Annotated in this window: 20 protein-coding genes and 1 tRNA gene; 11 read left to right on the forward strand and 10 right to left on the reverse strand. The window is 65.1% G+C overall.

All coding sequences use genetic code 11. The features are described from left to right. Positions 1-105 precede the first annotated feature (105 nt). From ACSFCA_RS12630 to ACSFCA_RS12645, 4 genes are all read right to left on the reverse strand, one after another. Positions 106-182: transfer RNA gene (locus ACSFCA_RS12630), tRNA-Pro, on the reverse strand. A gap of 51 nt (positions 183-233) precedes the next feature. Further along, positions 234-938, reverse strand: a complete 705-nt coding sequence (locus ACSFCA_RS12635; protein WP_435459761.1) for a glutathione binding-like protein — start codon at positions 936-938, stop codon at positions 234-236. 104 nt (positions 939-1,042) lie between these two features. Continuing rightward, on the reverse strand, positions 1,043-1,315 hold the full coding sequence (locus ACSFCA_RS12640) for a UBP-type zinc finger domain-containing protein (protein WP_375338385.1): 273 nt from the start codon (positions 1,313-1,315) through the stop codon (positions 1,043-1,045). A gap of 43 nt (positions 1,316-1,358) precedes the next feature. Next, positions 1,359-3,041 (reverse strand): FAD-dependent oxidoreductase, encoded by a 1,683-nt coding sequence (locus ACSFCA_RS12645; RefSeq protein WP_258349625.1) that lies wholly within the window; start codon positions 3,039-3,041, stop codon positions 1,359-1,361. Between the two features lie 173 nt (positions 3,042-3,214). On the opposite strand from ACSFCA_RS12645, the gene ACSFCA_RS12650 reads away from it, so the two are divergent. Genes ACSFCA_RS12650 through ACSFCA_RS12660 form a run of 3 tightly spaced genes read left to right on the forward strand, consistent with a single transcriptional unit; the run spans position 3,215 to position 6,901 of the window. Continuing rightward, positions 3,215-4,102, forward strand: a complete 888-nt coding sequence (locus tag ACSFCA_RS12650; RefSeq protein ID WP_093075064.1) for a GNAT family N-acetyltransferase — start codon at positions 3,215-3,217, stop codon at positions 4,100-4,102. Next, complete coding sequence (ppk1, locus tag ACSFCA_RS12655) at positions 4,099-6,420, forward strand: polyphosphate kinase 1 (RefSeq protein ID WP_435459762.1); 2,322 nt, start codon at positions 4,099-4,101, stop codon at positions 6,418-6,420. The genes ACSFCA_RS12650 and ppk1 overlap by 4 nt, the downstream gene beginning before the upstream one ends. 19 nt (positions 6,421-6,439) lie before the next feature. After that, entirely contained in the window at positions 6,440-6,901 is a 462-nt protein-coding gene (locus ACSFCA_RS12660) for a SixA phosphatase family protein (protein ID WP_435459836.1), read from the forward strand. A 17-nt stretch (positions 6,902-6,918) separates the two neighbouring features. Here the strand turns inward: ACSFCA_RS12660 and ACSFCA_RS12665 are convergent, their stop codons facing one another. After that, positions 6,919-8,439, reverse strand: a complete 1,521-nt coding sequence (locus ACSFCA_RS12665; RefSeq protein ID WP_258349623.1) for a Ppx/GppA phosphatase family protein — start codon at positions 8,437-8,439, stop codon at positions 6,919-6,921. Positions 8,440-8,700: 261 nt separating this feature from the next. Between ACSFCA_RS12665 and pstS the strand changes: the two genes are divergently transcribed. The 7 genes from pstS to phoR are packed head-to-tail and all read left to right on the forward strand — an operon-like array spanning position 8,701 to position 15,349. After that, on the forward strand, positions 8,701-9,735 hold the full coding sequence (gene pstS / locus ACSFCA_RS12670) for a phosphate ABC transporter substrate-binding protein PstS (RefSeq protein WP_093054315.1): 1,035 nt from the start codon (positions 8,701-8,703) through the stop codon (positions 9,733-9,735). 30 nt (positions 9,736-9,765) lie between these two features. Further along, a complete protein-coding gene (pstC, locus tag ACSFCA_RS12675) occupies positions 9,766-10,848 on the forward strand; it encodes a phosphate ABC transporter permease subunit PstC (RefSeq protein ID WP_093054317.1) in 1,083 nt (360 codons plus the stop codon). After that, the gene (gene pstA, locus ACSFCA_RS12680; protein WP_258349622.1) at positions 10,845-11,729 is read left to right on the forward strand and encodes a phosphate ABC transporter permease PstA; all 885 of its coding nucleotides are present in this window, start codon (positions 10,845-10,847) and stop codon (positions 11,727-11,729) included. Before pstC ends, pstA begins: the two co-directional genes overlap by 4 nt. A gap of 20 nt (positions 11,730-11,749) precedes the next feature. Next, a complete protein-coding gene (gene pstB / locus ACSFCA_RS12685; protein WP_021007056.1) occupies positions 11,750-12,529 on the forward strand; it encodes a phosphate ABC transporter ATP-binding protein PstB in 780 nt (259 codons plus the stop codon). Positions 12,530-12,545: 16 nt separating this feature from the next. After that, entirely contained in the window at positions 12,546-13,247 is a 702-nt protein-coding gene (gene phoU / locus ACSFCA_RS12690; protein WP_093054321.1) for a phosphate signaling complex protein PhoU, read from the forward strand. A 27-nt stretch (positions 13,248-13,274) separates the two neighbouring features. Continuing rightward, positions 13,275-13,967 (forward strand): phosphate regulon transcriptional regulator PhoB, encoded by a 693-nt coding sequence (gene phoB / locus ACSFCA_RS12695; protein WP_007836652.1) that lies wholly within the window; start codon positions 13,275-13,277, stop codon positions 13,965-13,967. Between the two features lie 44 nt (positions 13,968-14,011). Further along, positions 14,012-15,349, forward strand: a complete 1,338-nt coding sequence (gene phoR / locus ACSFCA_RS12700; RefSeq protein WP_258349621.1) for a phosphate regulon sensor histidine kinase PhoR — start codon at positions 14,012-14,014, stop codon at positions 15,347-15,349. 7 nt (positions 15,350-15,356) lie between these two features. Here phoR and ACSFCA_RS12705 read toward each other — a convergent pair whose 3' ends face one another. The 3 genes from ACSFCA_RS12705 to ACSFCA_RS12715 all read right to left on the reverse strand — a co-directional run bounded on the left by ACSFCA_RS12705 (position 15,357) and on the right by ACSFCA_RS12715 (position 18,785). Next, on the reverse strand, positions 15,357-16,700 hold the full coding sequence (locus ACSFCA_RS12705) for an MATE family efflux transporter (protein WP_435459763.1): 1,344 nt from the start codon (positions 16,698-16,700) through the stop codon (positions 15,357-15,359). Next, positions 16,697-18,436: a DUF2339 domain-containing protein gene (locus ACSFCA_RS12710; protein WP_435459764.1), complete on the reverse strand. Its 1,740-nt coding sequence runs from the start codon at positions 18,434-18,436 to the stop codon at positions 16,697-16,699. The genes ACSFCA_RS12705 and ACSFCA_RS12710 overlap by 4 nt, the downstream gene beginning before the upstream one ends. A 79-nt stretch (positions 18,437-18,515) precedes the next feature. Further along, a complete protein-coding gene (locus tag ACSFCA_RS12715) occupies positions 18,516-18,785 on the reverse strand; it encodes a type B 50S ribosomal protein L31 (RefSeq protein ID WP_019653042.1) in 270 nt (89 codons plus the stop codon). 139 nt (positions 18,786-18,924) lie between these two features. Here ACSFCA_RS12715 and ACSFCA_RS12720 point away from each other — a divergent pair, with 139 nt between their 5' ends. Continuing rightward, entirely contained in the window at positions 18,925-19,992 is a 1,068-nt protein-coding gene (locus tag ACSFCA_RS12720; RefSeq protein WP_435459765.1) for an oxidoreductase, read from the forward strand. Between the two features lie 54 nt (positions 19,993-20,046). Here the strand turns inward: ACSFCA_RS12720 and rho are convergent, their stop codons facing one another. Both rho and trxA read right to left on the reverse strand, forming a co-directional pair. Then, positions 20,047-21,312, reverse strand: a complete 1,266-nt coding sequence (gene rho / locus ACSFCA_RS12725; protein WP_013540932.1) for a transcription termination factor Rho — start codon at positions 21,310-21,312, stop codon at positions 20,047-20,049. 185 nt (positions 21,313-21,497) lie between these two features. Then, positions 21,498-21,830 (reverse strand): thioredoxin TrxA, encoded by a 333-nt coding sequence (gene trxA / locus ACSFCA_RS12730; protein ID WP_042578306.1) that lies wholly within the window; start codon positions 21,828-21,830, stop codon positions 21,498-21,500. Positions 21,831-21,964 lie beyond the last annotated feature (134 nt).

A 21,964-nucleotide genomic window follows, 5' to 3' on the forward strand; every position in this document is an offset into this window, starting at 1 on the left:
GCAGCGGCGGATTCTACCGAGTTCCACACCTTGGCTCGCTGCACTCCACGATCCAAAACGAAAAATGCACACAGCCCGCTGGTGACTGTGTGCATTTCATTTTTATGGTCGGGGCGAAAGGATTCGAACCTTCGACCCTCTGGTCCCAAACCAGATGCGCTACCAGGCTGCGCTACACCCCGACAAGCCTTCTATTCTAGCCCGGATATTGGCCGGTTTCCGAAGTTTCTCAGTCAGCGTTTCTCGTACTGCGTTTTGCCGAAAAGAATCTCGCGTTCTTTATCGCCGGTGATCGGCTGGCGCAGATCGGCCAGCACCTTCACGCCGCGCTGCACGGCCGGACGTGCAGCGATGCCGTCGAACCAGTCCTTCAGGCGCGGAAAGTCGGTGAGGGTGATGCCCTGGTTTTCCCAGCTGCGCAGCCACGGGAAGATGGCGATATCGGCAATCGAATAGCTCTTGCCGGCAATGAACTTGTTCTTCGACAACTGCTTGTCGATCACGCCGTAGAGGCGCTTGGCCTCGTTGCTGTACCGGTCGATCGCATAGGCGACCTTCTCGGGCGCGTACAGGCGGAAGTGGTGCGCCTGACCGAGCATCGGGCCGACGCCACCCATCTGGAACATGAGCCACTGCAGCACGTCGTAGCGCTCACGGTCGCCGGTGGGCAGAAACTTGCCGGTCTTGCCCGCGAGGTAGACGAGGATGGCGCCTGACTCGAAGAGCGAGATCGGCTTGCCGTCCGGACCGTCGGGGTCGGTGATGGCGGGGATCTTGTTGTTGGGGCTGATCTGCAGGAAGTCGGGCGCGAACTGGTCGCCCTTGCCGATGTTCACGGGGTGCGCGTGGTAGGGCAGGCCGCACTCCTCCAGCATGATGTGAACCTTGTGGCCGTTCGGCGTGGGCCACGAATAGACCTCGATGGGCGATGCAGGCATGTTGTCTGGCACTCCTGTGGATGTGATGCGAGCCCGGCAGCTTATACGTGCGAGTTCAAACGCGTGCAGGCGCGGGAATTCGCAGCAATCTGCTCGGCGGGACCTCAGCCGACCTGCTTCTCGTGCACGTTGCACCACATCCAGTCTTCGCCAGGCTCGAGCGACTGGATGACGGGGTGGCCTTCGGCGTGCGAATGCCTTGTTGCGTGACGGTTCTTCGACGAATCGCAGCAGCCCACATGGCCGCAGTGCACGCACAGGCGAAGGTGGACCCAGGTGTCGCCGGTCTTCAGGCAGTCTTCGCAGCCGCGTTGGCCGTGCTGGTCATGGGGCTGCGCGATCTCGGCGGGCACGTGGTCGCAGGGTTTGATGGGCAACGTGGGGCTCCTTTGTCTTGACGATGGATTGATTGAGCGCGCCTCAGGCTACCGCCGAGGCCTGCGACAGGTGCTGATGAATCAGCGCGACCGCGGCCGCTCCTTCACCAATGGCCCCGCCCACACGCTTGACCGAGCCCGAGCGCACATCGCCCACGGCGAACACGCCCGATACGCTCGATTCGAGCGCCGTGGACGGCCGCGCCGGAAAGCCGCTGCTGGCTGCGGCGCCGGTCAGCACGAAGCCGTGCTTGTCGACCGCCACGCCGCAGCCGTCGAGCCATGAAGTCTCAGGCTCCGCACCCACGAACAGGAAGATGTTGCGCGCCGCGCAGTCGTGTTCGTTGCCTGAGGTGTGACAGCGCCATGTCGCGCCGGTGAGGCCTTCGTCCGAGCCGCCATGCAGGCGCACGAGCTCGGTGTGCGGCTGCAGCGAGATGTTCGGTGTGGCCTCGATGCGGTCGATCAGGTAGCGCGACATGCTGGCCGCCAGCGACGGCCCGCGCACCAGCACGTTGACCTTGGCCGCGTGGCGCGACAGGAACACAGCGGCCTGGCCGGCCGAGTTGCCGCCGCCGACCAGCGCCACTTCTTGCTGCGAGCAGATCTTCGCCTCGATGGCCGACGCCCAGTACCAGACACCGCGGCCTTCGAATTCGGCGAGGCGTGGAACATCGGGGCGGCGGTAGCGTGCACCGCTGGCGATGACCACCGTGCGCGCGTGGATCGTGCGGCCATCGGCCAGCGCAATGGCCAGGCTTTCGAGCGGGTTTTCGCGCGAGCAATCGAGCGACACGACCTTGGCCGGAATCAGCATCTCGACACCGAACTTCTGCGCCTGCACGAATGCGCGCCCCGCGAGCGCCTGCCCCGAAATGCCGGTCGGAAAGCCCAGATAGTTTTCAATGCGCGCGCTGGCGCCGGCTTGGCCGCCGAAGGCGCGGCAGTCGAGCACGATCACGCGCAGGCCTTCCGAGGCAGCGTAGACCGCAGTTGCCAAGCCGGCCGGCCCGGCGCCGACAACGGCCACGTCGAACAGCTCGTTGCGCTCGGCGGTGTCGACCATGCCGAGGCAGCGCGCCAGCGCCTCGTCGGCCGGGTTGACCAGCACCGAGCCGTCGGGGCACACGGCCAGCAGTTTGCTGGCGCCGTACTGCGCGAGCAACGCAGCCGCATCGGGGTCTTCGGCGGCGTCGACCAAGTGATATGGATAGCCGTTGCGGCGAAGGAAGTTTTCCAGCCGCGCCATGTCGGGCGACTGCGGCTGGCCGATCAGCACCGGGCCGCTGGCGCCGGACTCGATCAGCGCCACGCGCCGCAAGATCAGCGCGCGGGTGATGCGCTCGCCCAAGTCGGCTTCGGCCACCAGCAGCGCGCGCAGTTGCGCGGGTGATACGAGCAGCGCTTCGACGTCTTCGTCGGCGTGGCCGTCGACCAGGGCAGGGCGGCCGCTCAGCTGGCCGACTTCGGCCAGGAATTCGCCTGGACCCTGCCGCACGATCGGCACCACATGGCCGAGGCCGTCGCGTTGCGTTACAGCGACAACGCCTTTCAGCAGCACGAACATGCCGGGGCCGGTTTCGCCTGCTGTAAATAGCCTGGTGCCCCGTGCGAACTGCTGAACACTGCCAAAGCGTGCAATGCGCGCAATCTCGGTGTCACTGAGGACTGGAAAAGTCTGGTGAAGGCGGCTGCTGTCGGTGCCGGTTGCGTTGGTGGTGGCCATGTGTGGAAGCTCCATTTCGCGAATCCACCGCATTAGACGACGAAGCGGCGCCAAGCGGTTTGCAGGCGTTTCACGGGCGGCTTTGGGCTGTAACAACGTCACGTGCCTGCAATGTTCCTGACATGCCCGCTTCATCGCAGGTGCGGAGACTCCCTCGGCAGAAAGGGTTCCCCATGAAAGAACTGCCCAACCCGACGTTTCCGCTTTCGCAGATCGGGCTGCGCGCGGCCTTGTGGCCCGCTCCTGCAACCGGTGTGTCTACCGTTGTTGCTGCTGCCCGCACATCGGTGCCCCAGGCGCCCGCTGTCATCCTGCCGCCGGCCGTCGAGTCCAAACAAGGCATCACCGTGGGCTGGGCCCGCCACCTTGACGATGTGCGTGCCGCCCAACGCCTTCGCTACGACGTGTTCGTCGGCGAAATGGGTGCCCGGGTCTCGTCGCCGCTGGCCGGCCACGACATTGACCTGTTCGACGACTTCTGCGAGCACCTGCTCGTGCGCGACGAACTGACCCAGCAGGTCATCGGCACCTATCGCGTACTCACGCCTGCCCAGGCCCGCCGCGTCGGCAGCACCTACAGCGATACTGAATTCGACCTCACCCGCCTGCGCGACCTGCGCGAGCGCATGGTCGAGCTGGGCCGCAGCTGCGTGCATCCCGACCACCGCCAGGGCGGCGTGATCCTCGCACTCTGGGGTGCTCTAGCTGGCTTCATGCACCGCAACAAACTGGACACGATGATCGGTTGCGCGAGCATTCCGATGTCACACAACGGAGTCACGAATGGTGACGCCGCAGCCAGCATCTGGCGCCAGGTGTCGGCCAAGCACATGGCACCGATCCAGTATCAGGTGCAGCCCCGCCTGCCCTTGCCAGTCGAGCGACTCGACAGCACGCTCGACGTGGAGCCGCCGGCGCTCATCAAGGGCTACCTGCGCCTGGGCGCAAAGGTGCTTGGGGCGCCCGCCTGGGATCCGGATTTCAACGCCGCCGACCTGCCGATGCTGATGCGCATCGACGATCTGCCGGCGCGCTACCGCAAGCACTTTCTGGGCGCATGAAGCCGGCGGCCGACCGGCCCGAAACCGGGCCGCCCGCTTCTACGCTTGGCGCTGCCAGCCGGCATGCGACTGGCTCAGAGGCGTCACGGGATAGTCATGGAACTGTCACAAGAGGGGCTGACACTGTCATATTTCAGCCTACGTGTTCTCCTGTGCCGCTTGCTCCAGAATCAGTGCCCATGTCACCCGCCTCCGCAGATCCGTCGCTTGACGTTGCGGCACCCACGTTCACATTGCTGGACCGCGACCACAGCATTCTTTCGTTCAACGAGCGTGTGCTCGACTGGGCGCATCGCAAAGAGGTGCCGCTGATCGAGCGGTTGCGCTATCTGTGCATCGTTTCGTCGAACCTCGATGAATTCTTCGAGGTCCGCGCCGCGCCGCACCTGATCGCGGGCAGCGCTGGGGACCACAAGGGCACTTACACGGTCGAGTCGTTCGAACGGCTGGCCGAGGCGGCCCACAAGCTCGTGGCGCGCCAGTACGCGCTGTACAACGACGAGCTGATGCCGACTTTTGCGACGCACGGCATCCGCATCATTTCGCATGGCGAGCGCAATCCGGCGCAGCGCAAGTGGGTCAGCGAGTATTTCGAGCGCGAAGTGCGCCCGCTGCTGATTCCGGTCGGGCTCGACCCGGCGCATCCGTTCCCGCAGGTGGCCAACAAGTCGCTCAACTTCATCGTGAGACTGGGTGGCAAGGATGCTTTCGGGCGCGAAAACCCGATCCAGATCGTCAAGCTGCCGCGCGTGCTGCCGCGCCTGATCAAGATGCCGGCCAAGGTGTCGGATGGCAAGACGCTGTTCGTGGCGCTGTCGAGCGTGGTGCGCGCGCATCTGGCGAGCATGTTCCCGGGGCGCGAGGTGGGCGATTTCTCGCAGTTCCGCGTTACCCGGCATTCCGACCTTGCGGTGGACGAGGAAGACGTCAAGAACCTGCGCACCGCGTTGCGCCAGGGGCTGCAGCACAGGCACTATGGCCAGGCCGTGCGGCTGGAAGTGTCCGCGAGCTGCGCCGAGTCTCTTGCGAGTTTCCTGCTGGCGCAGTTCAACCTGCCGCCCGAGGCGCTGTACCGCGTGCATGGCCCGGTCAACCTGGCCCGGCTCACGCAACTGGCCGACCTGCTCGACGAGCCGCAACTGCGCTTTCCGCCGTATCCGGCTTCCTACCCCGTCGCGCTGTCGCTCGGGCAGTCGTTCTTCGAGCAGCTGCAGCGCGGCGATGTGCTGATTCACCAGCCCTTCGAAAGCTTCGAGGGCGTGCTGGCCTTCCTGCGCGAAGCGGTGCTCGACCCGCAGGTGCTGGCGATCAAGCAGACCATCTACCGCACCGGCGCCGATTCGGAAATGATGGACCTGCTGCGCGAAGCCGTACGCCGTGGCAAGGAAGTCACAGTGGTGGTGGAGCTGAAGGCGCGCTTCGACGAAGAGGCCAACATCAACTGGGCCGAGATGCTTGAATCGATCGGCGCGCAGGTGGTGTACGGCGTGGTCGGCCTGAAGACCCACGCCAAGATGCTGCTGGTGACGCGGCGCGAGGGCAAGCAATTGCGCCGCTACGGCCATCTGTCCACGGGTAACTACAACCCGCGCACCGCCAGGCTCTACACCGACATCAGCCACCTCACGGCCGATCCGATGCTGACTGCCGATATGGAGGCCGTGTTCGTGCATCTGGCGAGCCAGAGCCGCTTGCCCAAGCTCAACCGCATGTGGCTGGCGCCGTTCGACCTGCACAAGAACATCGTGGCGCAGATCGATGCGCTGGGTTTGGCCGCGGCGGCCGGCCAGTCGACGCGCATCGTCGCCAAGATGAACGCGCTGACCGACGACGAAATCATCGCCTCGCTGGTCCGCGCGGGGCAGAAGGGCGTGAAGATTGACCTGATCGTGCGCGGCGCCTGCACGCTGCCCGCACAGGTGCCAGGTCTCACCGACAACATCCGCGTGCGCTCGGTAATCGGCCGTTTCCTCGAGCATTCGCGGGTCTTCTATTTCCGCAATGGCGAGGACGAATCGCTGTACCTGTCGAGCGCCGACTGGATGAACCGCAACATGATGCGGCGCATCGAGCTTGCGTGGCCCGTGACCGATCCAGGACTGCGCCAGCGCCTGATCGACGAGTGCCTGGTGGCTTACCTGCACGACGGACGCGACGCCTGGGATCTGGGCGCGGACGGCATCTACACGCGCGTCGATCACGACACGCATTCGGGCGAAGCGGGCGCATCGCCCGTCGTCGAGGCCCACGGTGCGCAGGCCGCGCTCATGAACCGCTACGCATCCAGAGGGCATCTCAGAGATGCATCCAGCAACTGACGATCGAAAGACGATGACCATGGACTTGATCTTCTGGCGTCATGCCGAAGCCGAGGACTGGACCGAGGGTTGCGACGACATGCAGCGCTCCCTCACCGCGCGCGGCGAAAAGCAGGCCAAGCGGATGGCCACTTGGCTGGACCGTCAGCTGCCGGACGGCACGCGCATCATCTGCAGCCCCGCGCGGCGTTGCGAACAGACTGCGCTGGCACTGGGCCGCAAGTACAAGCTGCGCTCGGAGCTCGCGCTCGACACAACGGCCGAGGCACTGCTTGGCGCAGCCGGTTGGCCCAACGGCAAGTCGGTGGTGCTGATGATTGGCCACCAGCCATCGGTGGGGCAGGCTATCTCCCTGCTCCTGGGCCTCAAGCAGGACAGCTGCCCGGTGCGCAAGGGTGCGCTGTGGTGGATTCGCACGCGCGAGCGCGACGGCGACGTGCAGACCGTCGTGGTGACGGTGCAGTCGCCGGAACTGCTCTAACTAACTACCGAGGCTGCTCAGCAGCCGCTGAGCTCGACGCGCCAGCTGCTGGTCTTCTGCCAGGCCAGCACTTCTTCACGCAGCAGGTGTGCCGATTGTGGGAATGCCTCGGCCCAGTCTGGCGCGCAGGCAATGGTGAAAGCCCGTGCGCCCAACGCTGCGAGGTGCAGTGCCTGCGGGTCGGGGTCGCGGCGCGCGTGGCACAGGATCACCGCGAGCCGAAGAGACAGCAACTGCATCACGAAGGTTTCATCGTCCAGTGCTGCTTCGAGCTTGCGCAGCTTGCCACGCTGGCCCAGCACCAACTGGCCGAGCGCATGCATTTCGTTCACCGCGAAGCCGGGCGCGTCGGTGTTGTCGAGGATGTAGGCGCCGTGCTTGTGGTAGTCGCTGTGCGAGATCAACGTGCCGATTTCGTGCAACTGCGCTGCCCAGCCCAGCTTGCGCAACGCCCGGCCGGCCCGGCTCGACGTACTGCCGCCACGCGCGGCGGGGGAGAGCTGCACGAACAGCGCAGCGGCCGTTTCGCCCACGCGCTTGGCCTGGGCCGTGTCGACGGTGAAGCGATTGGCCAGCCGCGCCACCGTGGCGGTGCGCATGTCGGCCACGCTTTCGTCGCGTTCCAGCAACTCATAGAGCACGCCGTGGCGCAGGGCGCCCTGGGCGACTTTCATTTCCTGGATGCCGAGCAGGTCGAACACCGCGCGCAGCACGCTCACACCGCCGCCGATGACGGCCTTGCGGTCTTCCCGCATGCCGTCGATGCGCAGCTTGTCGGCGCTACCGGCCTTGAGCAGGCGGTCGAGCAGCCAGTCGAGGCCTTCACGCGTAACGAGGCCGGACTCGCCACCCGCCGCAGCCAGCACGTCGCCGACGGCGCCGATGGTGCCGGAGGCGCCGTAGGCCACATCCCATTGATCTCGGGTGTATGTGGCGAGGGCGTCGTCGAGCACGGCCTTGGCGGCCACTTCAGCGGCGCGGAAGGCGCTGGCGGTGAACAGGCCTTCGCCGAAGTGCTTCATCGACCAGGCGACGCTGCCGACCCGGTACGACTCCATGCGGTCGGCCTCGAGGGCGTGGCCGATGATCATTTCGGTGGAGCGCCCGCCGATGTCGACTACCAGCCGGCGCTCGCTGTCGGAGGCGTCGGTGTGCGGCAGCATGTGCGCTACGCCCTGATATATGAGGCGGGCCTCTTCCCGGCCCGGGATCACGTCGATGCCGAAGCCCAGAATGGTGCGTGCGCGCAGCAGGAATTCTTCACGGTTGCGCGCTTCGCGCAGCGTTTGCGTGGCCACGGCCCGCACCTGCGAACGCTTGAAGCCGGCCAAGCGCTCACCGAAGCGCGCGAGCGCGTCCCAGCCGCGCTGCATGGCCTCGGCCGTGAGGTTGCGCGCGCTGTCCAGGCCGTTGCCCTGGCGAACCGTCTCCTTGAGATATTCAGTGCGGTGGATCTGGCCGTGGTCGACCTGTCCGATTTCAAGCCTGAAGCTGTTCGAGCCCAGGTCGACTGCTGCGAGGCGGGTGCCGTTTTGCATGTGGTTCTGAAGAAGAAGGCGGGTGTCTTTGTGTTTGATCGTAGCGCCGTGACAGGGCGCGCCACCTCTCGGATCGCGCAATGGCGAGGTTTGGAAGGCTAGGCGCGGCGCATGACGGTTATGTGACAGCGTCACACGAACCACCGGGGGAATAAAGGCATTTTCCCTCGACAGAGGGGTGTCACACCGATGTCACACAAGCTTTTTAGAGTCCGTCCAAGCCCGAAAAAGGGACTACTTCTTACTTCTAAAGGAAGCTTCATGAAAACGACGTTCAAATTTGCAACAGCCGGCCTTGTGGCCGCGGTGTTCTCCATTCCCGCTTTCGCACAAGACGTGACCGGCGCTGGCGCCAGCTTCCCGGCACCGCTGTACGCCAAGTGGGCCTCCGACTTCAACAAGGCCACCGGCGTCAAGATCAACTACCAGTCGGTTGGCTCGGGCGCCGGCATCAAGCAGATCGAAGCCAAGACAGTCGACTTCGGCGCATCGGACGCCCCCCTGAAGGACGATGAACTGCAGGCCAAGGGCCTGATGCAGTTCCCCACAGTCATCGGTGGCGTGATCCCTGTGGTCAACATCCAGGGCATCAAGCCCGGCGAACTGAAGCTCAACGGTCAGGTTCTGGGCGACATCTACCTCGGCAAGATCACCAAGTGGAACGACCCAGCCATCAAGGCGCTGAACGGTTCGCTGGCCCTGCCTGACGCCGCCATCGCCCCGGTTCGCCGCGCCGACGGCTCGGGCACCAGCTTCCTGTTCACCAACTACCTGAGCAAGGTCAACGCCGAGTGGAAGACCAAGGTCGGTGAAGGCACGGCCGTGAACTGGCCCACCGGCGCGGGTGGCAAGGGCAACGAAGGCGTCGCCGCTTTCGTGAACCGCCTGCCCAACTCGATCGGCTACGTCGAATACGCCTACGTCAAGCAGAACAAGATGACGTACGCCCAGCTGCAGAACGCCGCCGGCACCTTCGTGTCGCCCGACGACTCGGCATTCAAGGCCGCCGCCGCCGGTGCTGAATGGAGCAAGAGCTTCTACCAGGTGCTGACCAACCAGGCCGGCAAGGACGCATGGCCCATCACTGGCGCCACCTTCATCCTGATGCACAAGGTGCAGGACAAGCCCGCCAACGCGACCACCGTGCTCAAGTTCTTCGACTGGGCCTACAAGAGCGGCGACAAGACGGCCGACGATCTCGACTATGTGCCGATGCCTGACGCCGTGAAGGCCACCATCGCCAAGGCATGGGGTGATGTGAAGGACGCGTCGGGCAAGGCCGTCGCGTTCAAGTAAATCCACCCCTCAGTCCAGGACGGCGCGCCCATGAGCAATTCTTCGCTCCAGGACGCGCCGCTTTCGTCTTTGCCGGAGCGACCCGTGTCATCCACCTTTCCCGCCGCCACCACCTCTCTCGACCTCGCGGCCGAGCGCGGTCGTGCTACTGCACCCCCGCCGCCCGTGAAAGCTCCGCGTTCCGGCCCGATGGCCGACCGGCTGTTCGGCTGGGCCGCCAAGGGCGCCGCGCTGCTGACGCTCGCGATGCTCATCGGCATCCTGTTGTCGCTGGTTGTCGGCGCCTGGCCCGCCATTTCGAAGTACGGCCTTGGCTTTCTCACGAGCAGCGTGTGGGATCCGGTCAAGGAGGAGTACGGCGGCCTGGTCATGATCTACGGCACGCTGGCCACCTCGATCATCGCGCTGGTGATCGCGGTGCCGGTGAGCTTCGGCATTGCGCTCTTCCTGACGGAACTCTCGCCCAACTGGCTCAAGCGCCCGCTGGGCACGGCCATTGAACTGCTGGCGGCGGTGCCTTCCATCGTCTACGGCATGTGGGGCCTGCTGGTGTTCGGCCCGATTCTTTCCACCTGGGTGCAGCAGCCGCTGCAGAAGCTGCTCAGCGGCGTGCCGTACCTCGGCGCGCTGGTGTCCGGCCCACCAGTGGGCATCGGTATCCTGTCCGCCGGCATCATCCTCGCGATCATGATCATTCCGTTCATCGCTTCGGTGATGCGCGACGTGTTCGAAGTGACGCCGCCGCTGCTGAAAGAGTCGGCCTACGGCCTCGGCTCCACCACCTGGGAAGTCGTTTCCAAGGTCGTGTTGCCCTACACCAAGGCTGGCGTGATCGGCGGCATCATGCTCGGCCTCGGCCGGGCGCTGGGTGAAACGATGGCGGTCACGTTCGTGATCGGCAACATGAACCAGCTCAACTCCCTTTCCGTGTTCGAGGCTGCCAACAGCATTACCTCGGCACTCGCCAACGAATTCGCCGAAGCCGGCGCGGGCCTGCATCAGGCCGCGCTGATGTACCTCGGCCTCGTGCTGTTCTTCATCACCTTCGTCGTGCTGTCGCTCTCCAAGATGCTGCTGGCCAAGATGAAGAAGAGCGAAGGAACCAAATCGTGAGCACCGCTCAGAATCTTCTCGCGGCCAAGGCATTGGCCGAAACGCGCCAGGCCAAGTTTGCCTCGCGCAACCGCGTCAACAAGATCGCGCTCACGCTGTCGCTCGCCGCGATGGCCTTCGGCGTGTTCTGGCTGGTCTGGATCCTTTGGGAAACGCTGCGTCAGGGCGTGGGCGGCCTCGCCCTCGCCACCTTCACCGAAATGACGCCGCCGCCAAACGAGGCAGGCGGTATCGCGAATGCGATCTTCGGCTCGTTCGTGATGGTGGCGTTGGCCACCTTCGTGGGTACGCCCATCGGCATCATGGCCGGCATCTATCTGGCCGAATACAACCCCAAGGGCTGGCTCGCCTCGGTCACGCGCTTCGTCAACGACATCCTGCTGTCGGCGCCGTCGATCGTGATCGGCCTGTTCGTGTATGCCGTGGTGGTGGCCTATTTCAAGACCTTCTCGGGTCTGGCCGGTGCGATCGCCTTGGCGCTGATCGTGATTCCGGTGGTGATCCGCACCACCGAGAACATGCTGCAGCTGGTGCCACCGGGCCTGCGCGAAGCGGCCTACGCGCTGGGCACGCCGAAGTGGAAGGTCATCCTCAGCATCACGCTGCGCGCTGCCCGCGCCGGCGTGGTCACCGGTGTGCTGCTGGCCGTGGCGCGCATTGCCGGCGAAACCGCGCCGCTGCTCTTCACCGCGCTGAACAACCAGTTCTGGACCGCCGACGTGAGCCAGCCAATGGCCAGCCTGCCGGTCACGATCTTCAAGTTCGCGATGAGCCCTTACGAGAACTGGCAACAGCTGGCATGGGCCGGCGTGTTCCTGATCACCATTGCCGTGCTCGCCCTCAACATCCTGGCGCGGGTCCTGACGCGCAACAAACACTGAACCCAGCAGAAGAAGACAACATGCCAAATACCGTTGCACAACCGTCGCGCTCGAAGATCTCGGTCAAGGACCTGAATTTCTACTACGGCAAGTTCCACGCGCTCAAGGGCATCAACCTCGAGATTCCCGAGAACAAGGTCACGGCTTTCATCGGCCCGTCGGGCTGCGGCAAGTCGACCCTGCTGCGCACCTTCAACCGCATGTTCGAGCTCTATCCAGAGCAGCGCGCCGAAGGCACCATCGCCCTCGACGGCGAAAACCTGCTCACGTCGAAGCAAGACGTGGCGCTGATTCGCGCCAAGGTCGGCATGGTGTTCCAGAAGCCCACGCCGTTCCCGATGTCGATCTACGACAACATCGCCTTCGGCGTGAAGCTGTTCGAGAACCTCTCGGCCAGCGAAATGGACGACCGCGTCGAGTGGGCCCTGAAGAAGGCTGCTCTGTGGACCGAAGTGCGCGACAAGCTGCAGCAAAGCGGCTCGGGCCTGTCCGGCGGCCAGCAGCAGCGCCTGTGCATTGCGCGCGGCATCGCGATCAAGCCTGAAGTGCTGCTGCTGGACGAACCCTGCTCGGCGCTCGACCCGATCTCGACCGCGAAGATCGAGGAACTGATCGCCGAACTCAAGAATGAGTACACGGTGGTCATCGTGACGCATAACATGCAGCAGGCCGCCCGCTGCAGCGACTACACCGCCTACATGTACCTCGGCGATCTGATCGAGTTCGGCGCCACCGAGCAGATGTTCTTCAAGCCGCAGCGCAAGGAGACCGAGGACTACATCACCGGCCGCTTCGGTTGAAGTCAAAGGAGACAACATGACCGAGAAACACCTTTCCAGCCAGTTCGACAGCGAACTCAACGGCGTCTCGTCGCGCGTGATGGAGCTCGGCGGCATGGTCGAGTCGCAGATTCACCAAGCCGTGTACGCGTTGCTGCAGTTCGACGTCGAAGCGGCCGACCGCGTGATGGAAACCGAGCAGCGCGTCAACGCGATGGAAATCGACATCGACCGCGAGCTGTCGTCGATCATCGCGCGTCGCCAGCCTACCGCACGCGACCTGCGCCTGCTGATCGCCATCAGCAAGACCACCGCCAACCTCGAGCGCGTGGGCGACGAGGCCAACAAGATCGCGCGCATGGTCAAGTCGATCATCGAAAGCGGTTCGGCCCGGCAACTGCCCACGACCGAGCTGCGTATCGCGGCCGACCTGGCCTCGGGCCTGCTGCGCAAGGCGCTGGACGCATTCGCGCGGCTCGACACCTCCGCAGCGTTGTCCATCCTGAAGGACGACGACCTTATCGACAAGGAGTTCGACGGGTTCGTGCGCAAGCTGGTCACCTACATGATGGAAGACCCGCGCACGATCTCCGCCAGCCTGGACCTGCTGTTCCTGGCCAAGGCCATCGAACGCATTGGCGACCACGCCAAGAACATTGCCGAATTCATCATCTACATCGTCAAGGGCGCCGATGTCCGGCACACTTCGATGCAGGAAATCGAGTCCGCGCTGCAGTAACAACAGCGGCAAGACTCCCAAGAAAGCATGAAGAAACCCCGTGTCCTCATCGTCGAAGACGAGTCCTCGATCGCCGAGCTGATCGCCGTCAACCTGCGCCATAACGGCTTCGAGCCGATCTGGTCGGAGGATGGCGCTGCGGCCCAGCGTGAGATCGACGCCTTCCTGCCGGATCTGATCCTGCTCGACTGGATGCTGCCGGGCCAAAGCGGCCTGCAGCTCGCGCGCCAGTGGCGCAAGGACCCGCGCACCAAGGCCATCCCCATCCTGATGCTGACTGCGCGCGGTGACGAACCCGACAAGGTTGCCGGCCTCGACGCCGGTGCCGACGACTACATCACCAAGCCGTTCTCGACCCAGGAAATGCTGGCCCGCATCCGTGCGGTGCTGCGCCGCCGGGCTCCGGAAGTGGTCACGGAGCGCGTCGAAATTGGCGAGCTGGCACTCGACACCTCCACGCACCGCGTGACCTGGCAGGGCGGCGCCCTGAAGGTCGGCCCAACCGAGTTCAAGCTGCTGGCTTACCTGATGCAGCATGCCGAGCGTGTGCACAGCCGTGCTCAGCTGCTCGACAAGGTATGGGGCGACCACGTCTACATCGAAGAGCGCACGGTCGACGTGCACGTCAAGCGCCTGCGCGAATCGCTGGGTGCGGCCGCGCCGATGGTCGAAACCGTCCGCGGAGCGGGCTACCGCCTGACCGCCCAAGTCACGGTTTGACCGCCGTGGCACCCTTTGGCCGCGGGCGCGGATAATCGCCCGCCATGCCTTTTCGAATTGCTACATTTTTAATAGCGTCCCTCTTAATAGGAGCGGGCGCTATCGTCATTTTTGGATGGAAGTTCGGGTGGCTGGGCGCCTGGCTGGGTGCGGTACTCTGGCTGGGGCTCGACGCTTGGCGCGCCGAGCGACTGATGCGGGTGTTGCGCAACGATGCCGCCGGCCTGCCGTCGCGCGGGTCCGGCGTGTGGGGCGAGTTGTCCGAGCGCATCCGCAAGCTGCTGCGCGACCGCGAGCAGCAGACCCGGCAGGCCGAAGACCGGCTGCAGGAATTCCTGGCGGCCATCCAGGCGTCGCCCAATGGCGTGGTGTTGCTCGACGAGCAGGGCCGCATCGAATGGTGCAACCAGACGGCGGCCAGCCAGTTCGGTATCGACGCCGAACGCGATCTGGCGCAGCACCTCGCCAACCTCGTGCGAGATCCGGCTTTCGTTGCTTACCTCGCGTCCTGGAATTACAGCCGCGACGTGGTCATCGATGCCTCCGGACTCGGCCATGGGCATCAGCGCGGCCATCCGGTGCGGTTGTCGGTGCAGGTGCATCCCTATGCCGGCAATCGCCGCATGCTGCTGACGCGCGACATCACGGCGCTGGAGCAGGCCGAGGCGATGCGGCGCGATTTTGTTGCCAACGTGTCGCATGAAATCCGCACGCCGCTGACGGTACTGGCCGGCTTCGTCGAGACACTACAGAACCTGCCGCTCGATGCGGACGAGCGCACGCGCTATCTGTCGCTGATGGGGCAGCAATCGCACCGCATGGAGACGCTGGTGAACGACCTGCTGACGCTGTCGCGGCTGGAGGGGAGCGCGGCGCCTTCGGGAAACCAGTGGATCCGCACTCGTGCGCTGCTCGCGCAGTGCGAAGACGAAGGACGAGGGCTGTCGGGGCGCCTGACGCCGCAGGGGCACCGACTGTCGTTCACGGTCGACGCGGAGTCCGAACTGTCGGGTGCGCCAACCGAACTGCAGAGCGCGATGTCGAACCTGCTGAGCAACGCCATCCGCTACACGCCGGGCGGTGGCGAGGTGGCCGTGAGCTGGCGGGTGCTGCCCGACGGGCGCGGCGAATACGCCGTGAAGGACACCGGTCCAGGCATTGCCGCCGAGCACATCCCGCGGCTGACCGAGCGCTTCTATCGCATCGACCGCAGTCGCTCGCGCGAGACTGGCGGTACGGGATTGGGGCTGGCGATCGTCAAGCACATCGCCCAGCGGCATGGTGCCGAGCTGCGCATCGAAAGCACGGTGGGCAAGGGCTCCCGCTTTGCGCTGCTGTTTCCCGCAGCGCGCGTGCGGGAAGCGCGCGTGCTGGCCAAGTAGACGCGGCCTATCTCGCGCGCTGGTGCATCGTCCAGCGCAGCAGTGCACCGAACAGTAGGGCCGTCACGGCCAGCGCGGCGGCGCTCATGATCCAGAACGCCAGCGGCGACTGCATGGCCGCCCAGGGGCCCAGACCGTGGTACGCCAGCAGATAGCTCCCGCCCAAACCCAGTCCCCACAGCATCGCGCAATAGATCACCAGCGGCGCCAGCGTGACGCGGTAGCACCGCAATACGAACACGCAGAAGGTCTGCACCGCATCCGCGAAGTGATACAGCGCCACGGCCAGCAACAGCGCGCCGGCCATCGCGATCACCGCCGGGTTGTCGGAATACACGTTGGCGAGCTCGTAGCGCAACACGGCCATGGCGGTGGCATAGAACAGCGCGCACAGGGCCGTCAGTTCGAAGCCCAGGCGGCAGGCGTGCCGGGCCTTGGCAGCGTCCCCGGCGCCGAGCCAGAAACTCACACGCGCGCTGGTTGCGATGGCCAGCGACAGTGGGGTCATGTAGGCCACGGCCAGCAGGTTCGACGCGATCTGGTGAGCCGCTGCGGCTGCGGTGCCGAGGCGAGCGATGAACAGGGCCATCAGCGTGAACGAGGTCACTTCGACCAGCACCGCCAAGCCGCCTGGCACGCCAAGCCGCGCGAACTTGCGGATCTGCTGCCAGTCGGGCGCCTCGATGCGCTTCCAGAGTCCGTAGTCGCGGTAGAACGGGCGACTGCGCAGCAGCCAGATGGCGCAGCCGAGCATGGCCCAGTTCACGCACAGCGTCGCCCAGCCGCAGCCCACGAGGCCCATGGCCGGCAGGCCCGCGCCGCCGAAAGTGAACCAGATCGACAACGGCAGCTTCACGCCCAGCGAACCCAACTGCAGCCACGTCACGAGCTGGGGCTTGCCCAGGCTCTGGTTGAGGGTGCTGAACAGACGGAAGAGCAGGGCTGGCGCCAGCGCAAAGGCCAGCACGGCCAGATAGGCCTCGACTTCGCCGCGCATTTCCGCCGGCACTTGGGTCCATCGCAGGGCCGCGCCCGGCAGCAGCAGGATCGCCATGCCGACCACAATGGCAATGGCCGCGAGGTAGAGCGATTGCCGCACCGAGCGGCCCACTTCGCTGCTGCGGCCGCCGCCGTGCAGTTCGGCCCAGACCGGCAGCAGTGCCTGCAGCACACCCATCAACGAGACATACACGCTGACGAAGATGGCAGCGCCGACCGAGAGGGCGGCCAGTGCGTGCTCGGAGTAGCGGCCCGCGATGATGGTGTCGGTCACGCCGAAGGCCATCACGGCCAATTGGCCGACGAGCACCGTGCCCGCGTGCCGCGCGATCAGAGCCCGTTCGCTCCTCACTGCGGCGTGATCTTCTGGTAGAGCAAGAGGTCGTCGGCCGCGCTGCTGGGGCGGCGCAGCGTGCCGGCAAAGCGCCACTGGTCGAAGGGAATGATGGTGTGCAGGCGCTCGATGGTGTCCGGGCTTGCGAGCAGCCACGGGCAGTCGGTGCCCAGCAGCAGCGGCTGCACGTTGAAGTTGCCGTGGTGGCGCAGCGCTGCAATGTGTGGGCGGCTGAGCGCGAGCTCGGCGATGCAGCGCGGCTGGCCCACGCGTTCAGCCACGGCGCGCACTTGCGGCGCGAAGCTGCGTGCGTAGTCGATAGGCGGCAGCCACAGCGTCATCAGCAGCATCCAGCAAAGAGCGGTGCCGCCGGCTGGCAGCACCAGCGTCTTCCAGAGTGCGGCGCGGTGCCGCCCCGTGCGCCAGCGCACCAGCCAGCACCAGGCAATGGTCGCAGCCACGGCGAGCGCTACGGCAATGGGCGAGAGCTCGGGTACGAAGCCGGGCACCAGTCGTGTGACGCTGGCGGCGGGCTTGGGTGGAACGCCGGTCTGCATGGCGATCCAGTAGATCCAGCCCAGCACCGCGAGGCCGCTGAAGAACAGCACGTTGAACCAGTCGATCAGCGCCGCGGCGCTGCGCCGGAAGGTGGGCAGGGCGAACGCGGCGAGCGTGGCGAAGGCGGGCAGAGCCAGCAGCAGCGAGCGGTCGGAGTAGTCGGTGGTCCAGGTGGCGGCCAGCGGCACCAGGGCGAACCAGAAGGGCAGCGCGACGTGGCGCGCCGTGAGCTGTCGCCGCCAGCGCCACAGCGTCCAGATGGCGAGCGGCCAGACCGGCCAAGTGAACCACAGCAGCAGCTTGCCCTGGCTGCGCACGTCGCCGAGCAGCGAACCGCCGACCACGGTGATCTTCCATGTCGGCAGCTTCAGGCTGAATACGAGCACCGCCGCCAGCACCGTGATGCCGATCATCGTGAGGAGGGCGCCTCGTGTGTAGCCGGGGCCGTTGTCTTCGTTGTTGTCGGCGTTTTCGCGCTCGGACTGCGCGGCAAGCTGGCGTTCATACGCGATGTACAGCGCGCTGCCGATGGCCAGCGCAAGGCCGACGGTGGGGGCGCCGCTCAGCGTGATGCAGATGGTGCCGACGGTCAATGCGATCACCGGGCCGGTGCGGCGGTAGGGCAGTGCGGCCACGCCATAGAACAGGTGCGAGGCGAAGAACAGCTGCGCCAGTGCGGGCGTGGTTTCGTGGCCGAGCTGGGCGAGGCCGAGGCAGGCAATCAGCGCCAGCAAGCCACCGTCGGCGATGGCGCGTGCGTAGTCAGTGGGCCGGGCCTCGCCGCCGAAGGCAAAAGCCACGGGCTGGGCGCGCGCTGTGCGGGCCAGGTAGTACACGGCATACCAGGTGGCGGTGAAGGCGCCCCAGAGCAGGAACGCGAAGGCAACGCGCACGGCCAGGTCGGGGTTCAGCCACGACGGGGCGATCTTGATGGCCAGGGCGCCGATCCAGTAAGGGATCAGGGCGGGTGTTTCCGGGCGCAGGCCCAGCAGCATGGGGTCGAACCAGCGCGCAATGCCTTCGGTGCTGCGGGCCAGTTCGGACATGTAGCCGAAGGCCGTGATGTCGGCGCTCTTCCAGGGGCCCCGGCCGACCAGGCCTGGCAGCAGATAAGCCGCACACAGCAGAAGCAATGCGATGCGCGGCAGCCGGCGCACGGCGCTCTGGGCAACGATCGCGGGAGTGGGCTGGTTCAAGTGGCGGAAAAAGGCAGGATTCAGAAAGAAAAAGGGCAGCGCGGTAAACCGGGCTGCCCTCGACGCAAAAGCGCGTGCCTTACTTCGAAGCAGCGCCGGTGGTCTTGCCGAAGCGGTTGCGGAACTTCTCGACGCGGCCGCCCATGTTGTCGACCGACTTCTGTGTGCCGGTGTAGAACGGGTGCGATTCGCTCGTGGTGTCGAGCTTGAACAGCGGCAGTTCGCGACCGTCGTCGGTCTTGCCCATTTCCTTGGTGTTCGCGCACGAACGGGTCACGAACTTGAAGCCGTTCGACATGTCGACGAACAGGACTTCGCGGTAATTCGGGTGGATGCCTTCTTTTGCCATGGTCTTTCCTTTTGCGCTGTTGGAATCAATGCGCGGTCGATGCGAGAGCCACGTGCCGGACGAAGCTGCCCAGCCGCACTTTTCGCGGAGCCCATGATTATCGCATACTGCCCCATTTCCGAGCAAACCGGGCCTTCCCATGACCTCTGTATCTCTGCGCGTCGGTCTCGTTGGCTATGGTTTTGCCGGCCAGACCTTCCACGCGCCCGTGCTTTCGGCCGTTCCGGGGCTTGAACTGGCGGCTGTGGCGAGTTCGCAGCCGCACAAGGTGCACGCCGACTGGCCCGGTGTGGCCGTGGTGCCAGACGTTGCGGCGCTCATGGCCTGCTCCGACATCGATTTGGTCGTGGTGGCAACCCCCAACGCCCAGCACCATCCAGTCGCCAGGGCGGCGCTGGAGGCTGGCAAGCACGTGGTGGTGGACAAGCCTTTCACGCTCGATGTGGCCGAGGCGAGGGCGCTTGAGTTGTTGTCAATACGCAACAATCGTGTCCTGGCGGTCTACCAGAACCGGCGTTTCGATGCCGATTTCCTGACCCTCAAGGATGTTCTGGCGTCCGGCGAACTGGGCCGGCCTGTGTACCTGGAGTCGCATTTCGACCGCTTCCGGCCCGAGGTGAAGGAGCGCTGGCGCGAGCAGGCCGTGCCGGGTTCGGGCCTTTGGGTGGACCTGGGTGCTCATCTGGTCGATCAGGCGGTGCAGCTGTTTGGCCTCCCTGACACGCTTCAACTCGACACCGCCGTGTTGCGCGACGGCGCCGTGGTCGAGGACTACTTTCACGCCGTGCTGCGGTACGACAGCGGACCGCACGCGCCGCTGCGCGTAGTGCTGCATTCGACGACGCTGGCGGCGCATGCGGCGCCGCGCTACGTCGTCCACGGCACGCGCGGCAGCTACGTCAAGCACGGCGTCGATACGCAGGAGGATGCGCTGCGTGCCGGGCTGCGGCCGCCGGCCGAAGGGTGGGGCGCTGATCCGCTCGATGGTGAGCTCACACTGATCGGTAGCAACGGCGTGTCCAGCAAGCGCAACGTTCCCACGCGCGCCGGCAACTACGTCGACTACTACGCCGCAGTGCGCGACGCCATCCTGGGCCGCGGCCCGAACCCCGTGCCGCCTGAGCAGGCGGTTGCGCTGATGGAACTGCTCGACATCGGCCGCCAGAGCGCCCTCGAAGGCCGCGCCCTGCGCACAGGGCGCCCATGAAAAAAGCGCGTTGACCCGGTAGGGCCAACGCGCTTTTGCGGAAGAGCGTGATGCTCAGCCGCCGCGACGCATCATGTCGAAAAATTCGACATTGGTCTTCGTCGCCTTCATGTTCTTGAGCATCAGCTCCATCGACTCGATCTCATCCATGTTGTACATGAGCTGACGCAGGATGCGGGTCTTCTGCAGGATCTCGGGAGCCAGCAGCAGTTCTTCGCGGCGCGTGCCGCTGCGGTTGAGCTGGATCGACGGAAACACGCGCTTTTCGTACAGGCGGCGGTCGAGGTGGATTTCGGAGTTGCCGGTGCCCTTGAACTCTTCGAAGATCACTTCGTCCATGCGGCTGCCGGTATCGATCAGCGCGGTGCCGATGATGGTCAGCGAGCCGCCTTCTTCCACGTTCCGCGCAGCGCCCAGGAAGCGCTTGGGACGCTGCAGGGCGTTGGAATCGACACCGCCCGTCAGCACCTTGCCCGACGAGGGCACGACGTTGTTGTAGGCGCGGGCCAGGCGGGTGATCGAGTCGAGCAGGATCACCACGTCCTTCTTGAGTTCGACCAGGCGCTTGGCGCGCTCGATCACCATTTCGGCGACGTGCACGTGGCGCGCTGCGGGCTCGTCGAAGGTCGAAGCAATGACTTCGCCCTTCACCGTGCGCTGCATTTCGGTCACTTCTTCAGGGCGCTCGTCGACGAGCAGCACCATCATGTGAACGTCGGGGTAGTTGGCGCTGATCGCGTGGGCGATGTGCTGCATCATCACCGTCTTGCCGCTCTTGGGCGGTGCCACGAGCAGGGCGCGCTGGCCTTTGCCGATGGGGGCGATGATGTCGATGATGCGGCCCGTGATGTTCTCTTCGCCCTTGACGCCGTCGCGTTCCAGCTTCATCTGTTCCTTGGGGAACAGCGGCGTCAGGTTTTCGAACATCACCTTGTGCTTGTTCTGCTCCGGCGGACCGTCGTTGACCTTGTCGAGCTTGGTCAGCGCGAAGTAGCGCTCGCCGTCCTTGGGCGTGCGCACTTCGCCTTCGATCATGTCGCCGGTGTGCAGGTTGAAGCGGCGCACCTGGCTGGGCGAGATGTAGATGTCGTCCGTGCTGGCCGTGAAGCTGGTGTCGGGGCTGCGCAGGAAGCCGAAGCCGTCGGGCAGTATTTCGAGCACACCGTCGGCGAAGACCTGCTCGCCGGCTTTTGCGCGCTTCTTGATGATCGCGAACATCAGCTCCTGCTTGCGCATGCGGCCGACGTTTTCGATCTCAAGCGCTTCAGCCTGCTTGAGGACTTCAGACACGTGGAGTGCCTTGAGTTCGTTTAAGTGCATGGAATGACCCCTCGCGGGGTAATCGAACGGAAAACGGGGGGAGGTTGGATGTGAAGCGAGAACTGCCTCACCAACCGGGGAACTCGAACCGGTTGCCTGAATGAAAGGGCCGGTGAACTGAGAGAGATTATGACAGGAAAAACGCGCCGGCCAACGCATTGCGCGCTGGCCGGTTGAAATGTCGCTTAAGCGAGTTGCTGGTCGATGAAGGCCGTGAGTTGCGCCTTGCTCATGGCGCCGACCTTGGTGGCGGCCAGCTGGCCGTCCTTGAATAGCATCAGCGTGGGGATGCCGCGAATGCCGAACTTGGCGGGGATGTCGCGGTTCTCGTCCACATTCAGCTTGGCGATCTGCAGCTTGCCTTCATAGGTAGCCGACACTTCGTCGAGGATGGGGGCGATCATCTTGCAGGGGCCGCACCATTCGGCCCAGTAGTCGACCAGCACGGGCTGGCTGGACTTGAGCACGTCGGCCTCGAAGGAGGAATCGGAGATGTGTTTGATGAGTTCGCTGGCCATGTGATGGATCCTTGTGCGCAGAGAGTTTCGGTGCAGCTAAAGTGCTGGTCATTGTGACAGAAACCAAGGGGTGGCGTGCCTTGCAGGGCCGCTATGGCGGCGATAGCCAAAGCCCTTGCGCGTCACGTCCACGC

Source organism: Variovorax multivorans, assembly GCF_051216835.1.
Lineage (GTDB): Bacteria > Pseudomonadota > Gammaproteobacteria > Burkholderiales > Burkholderiaceae_C > Variovorax.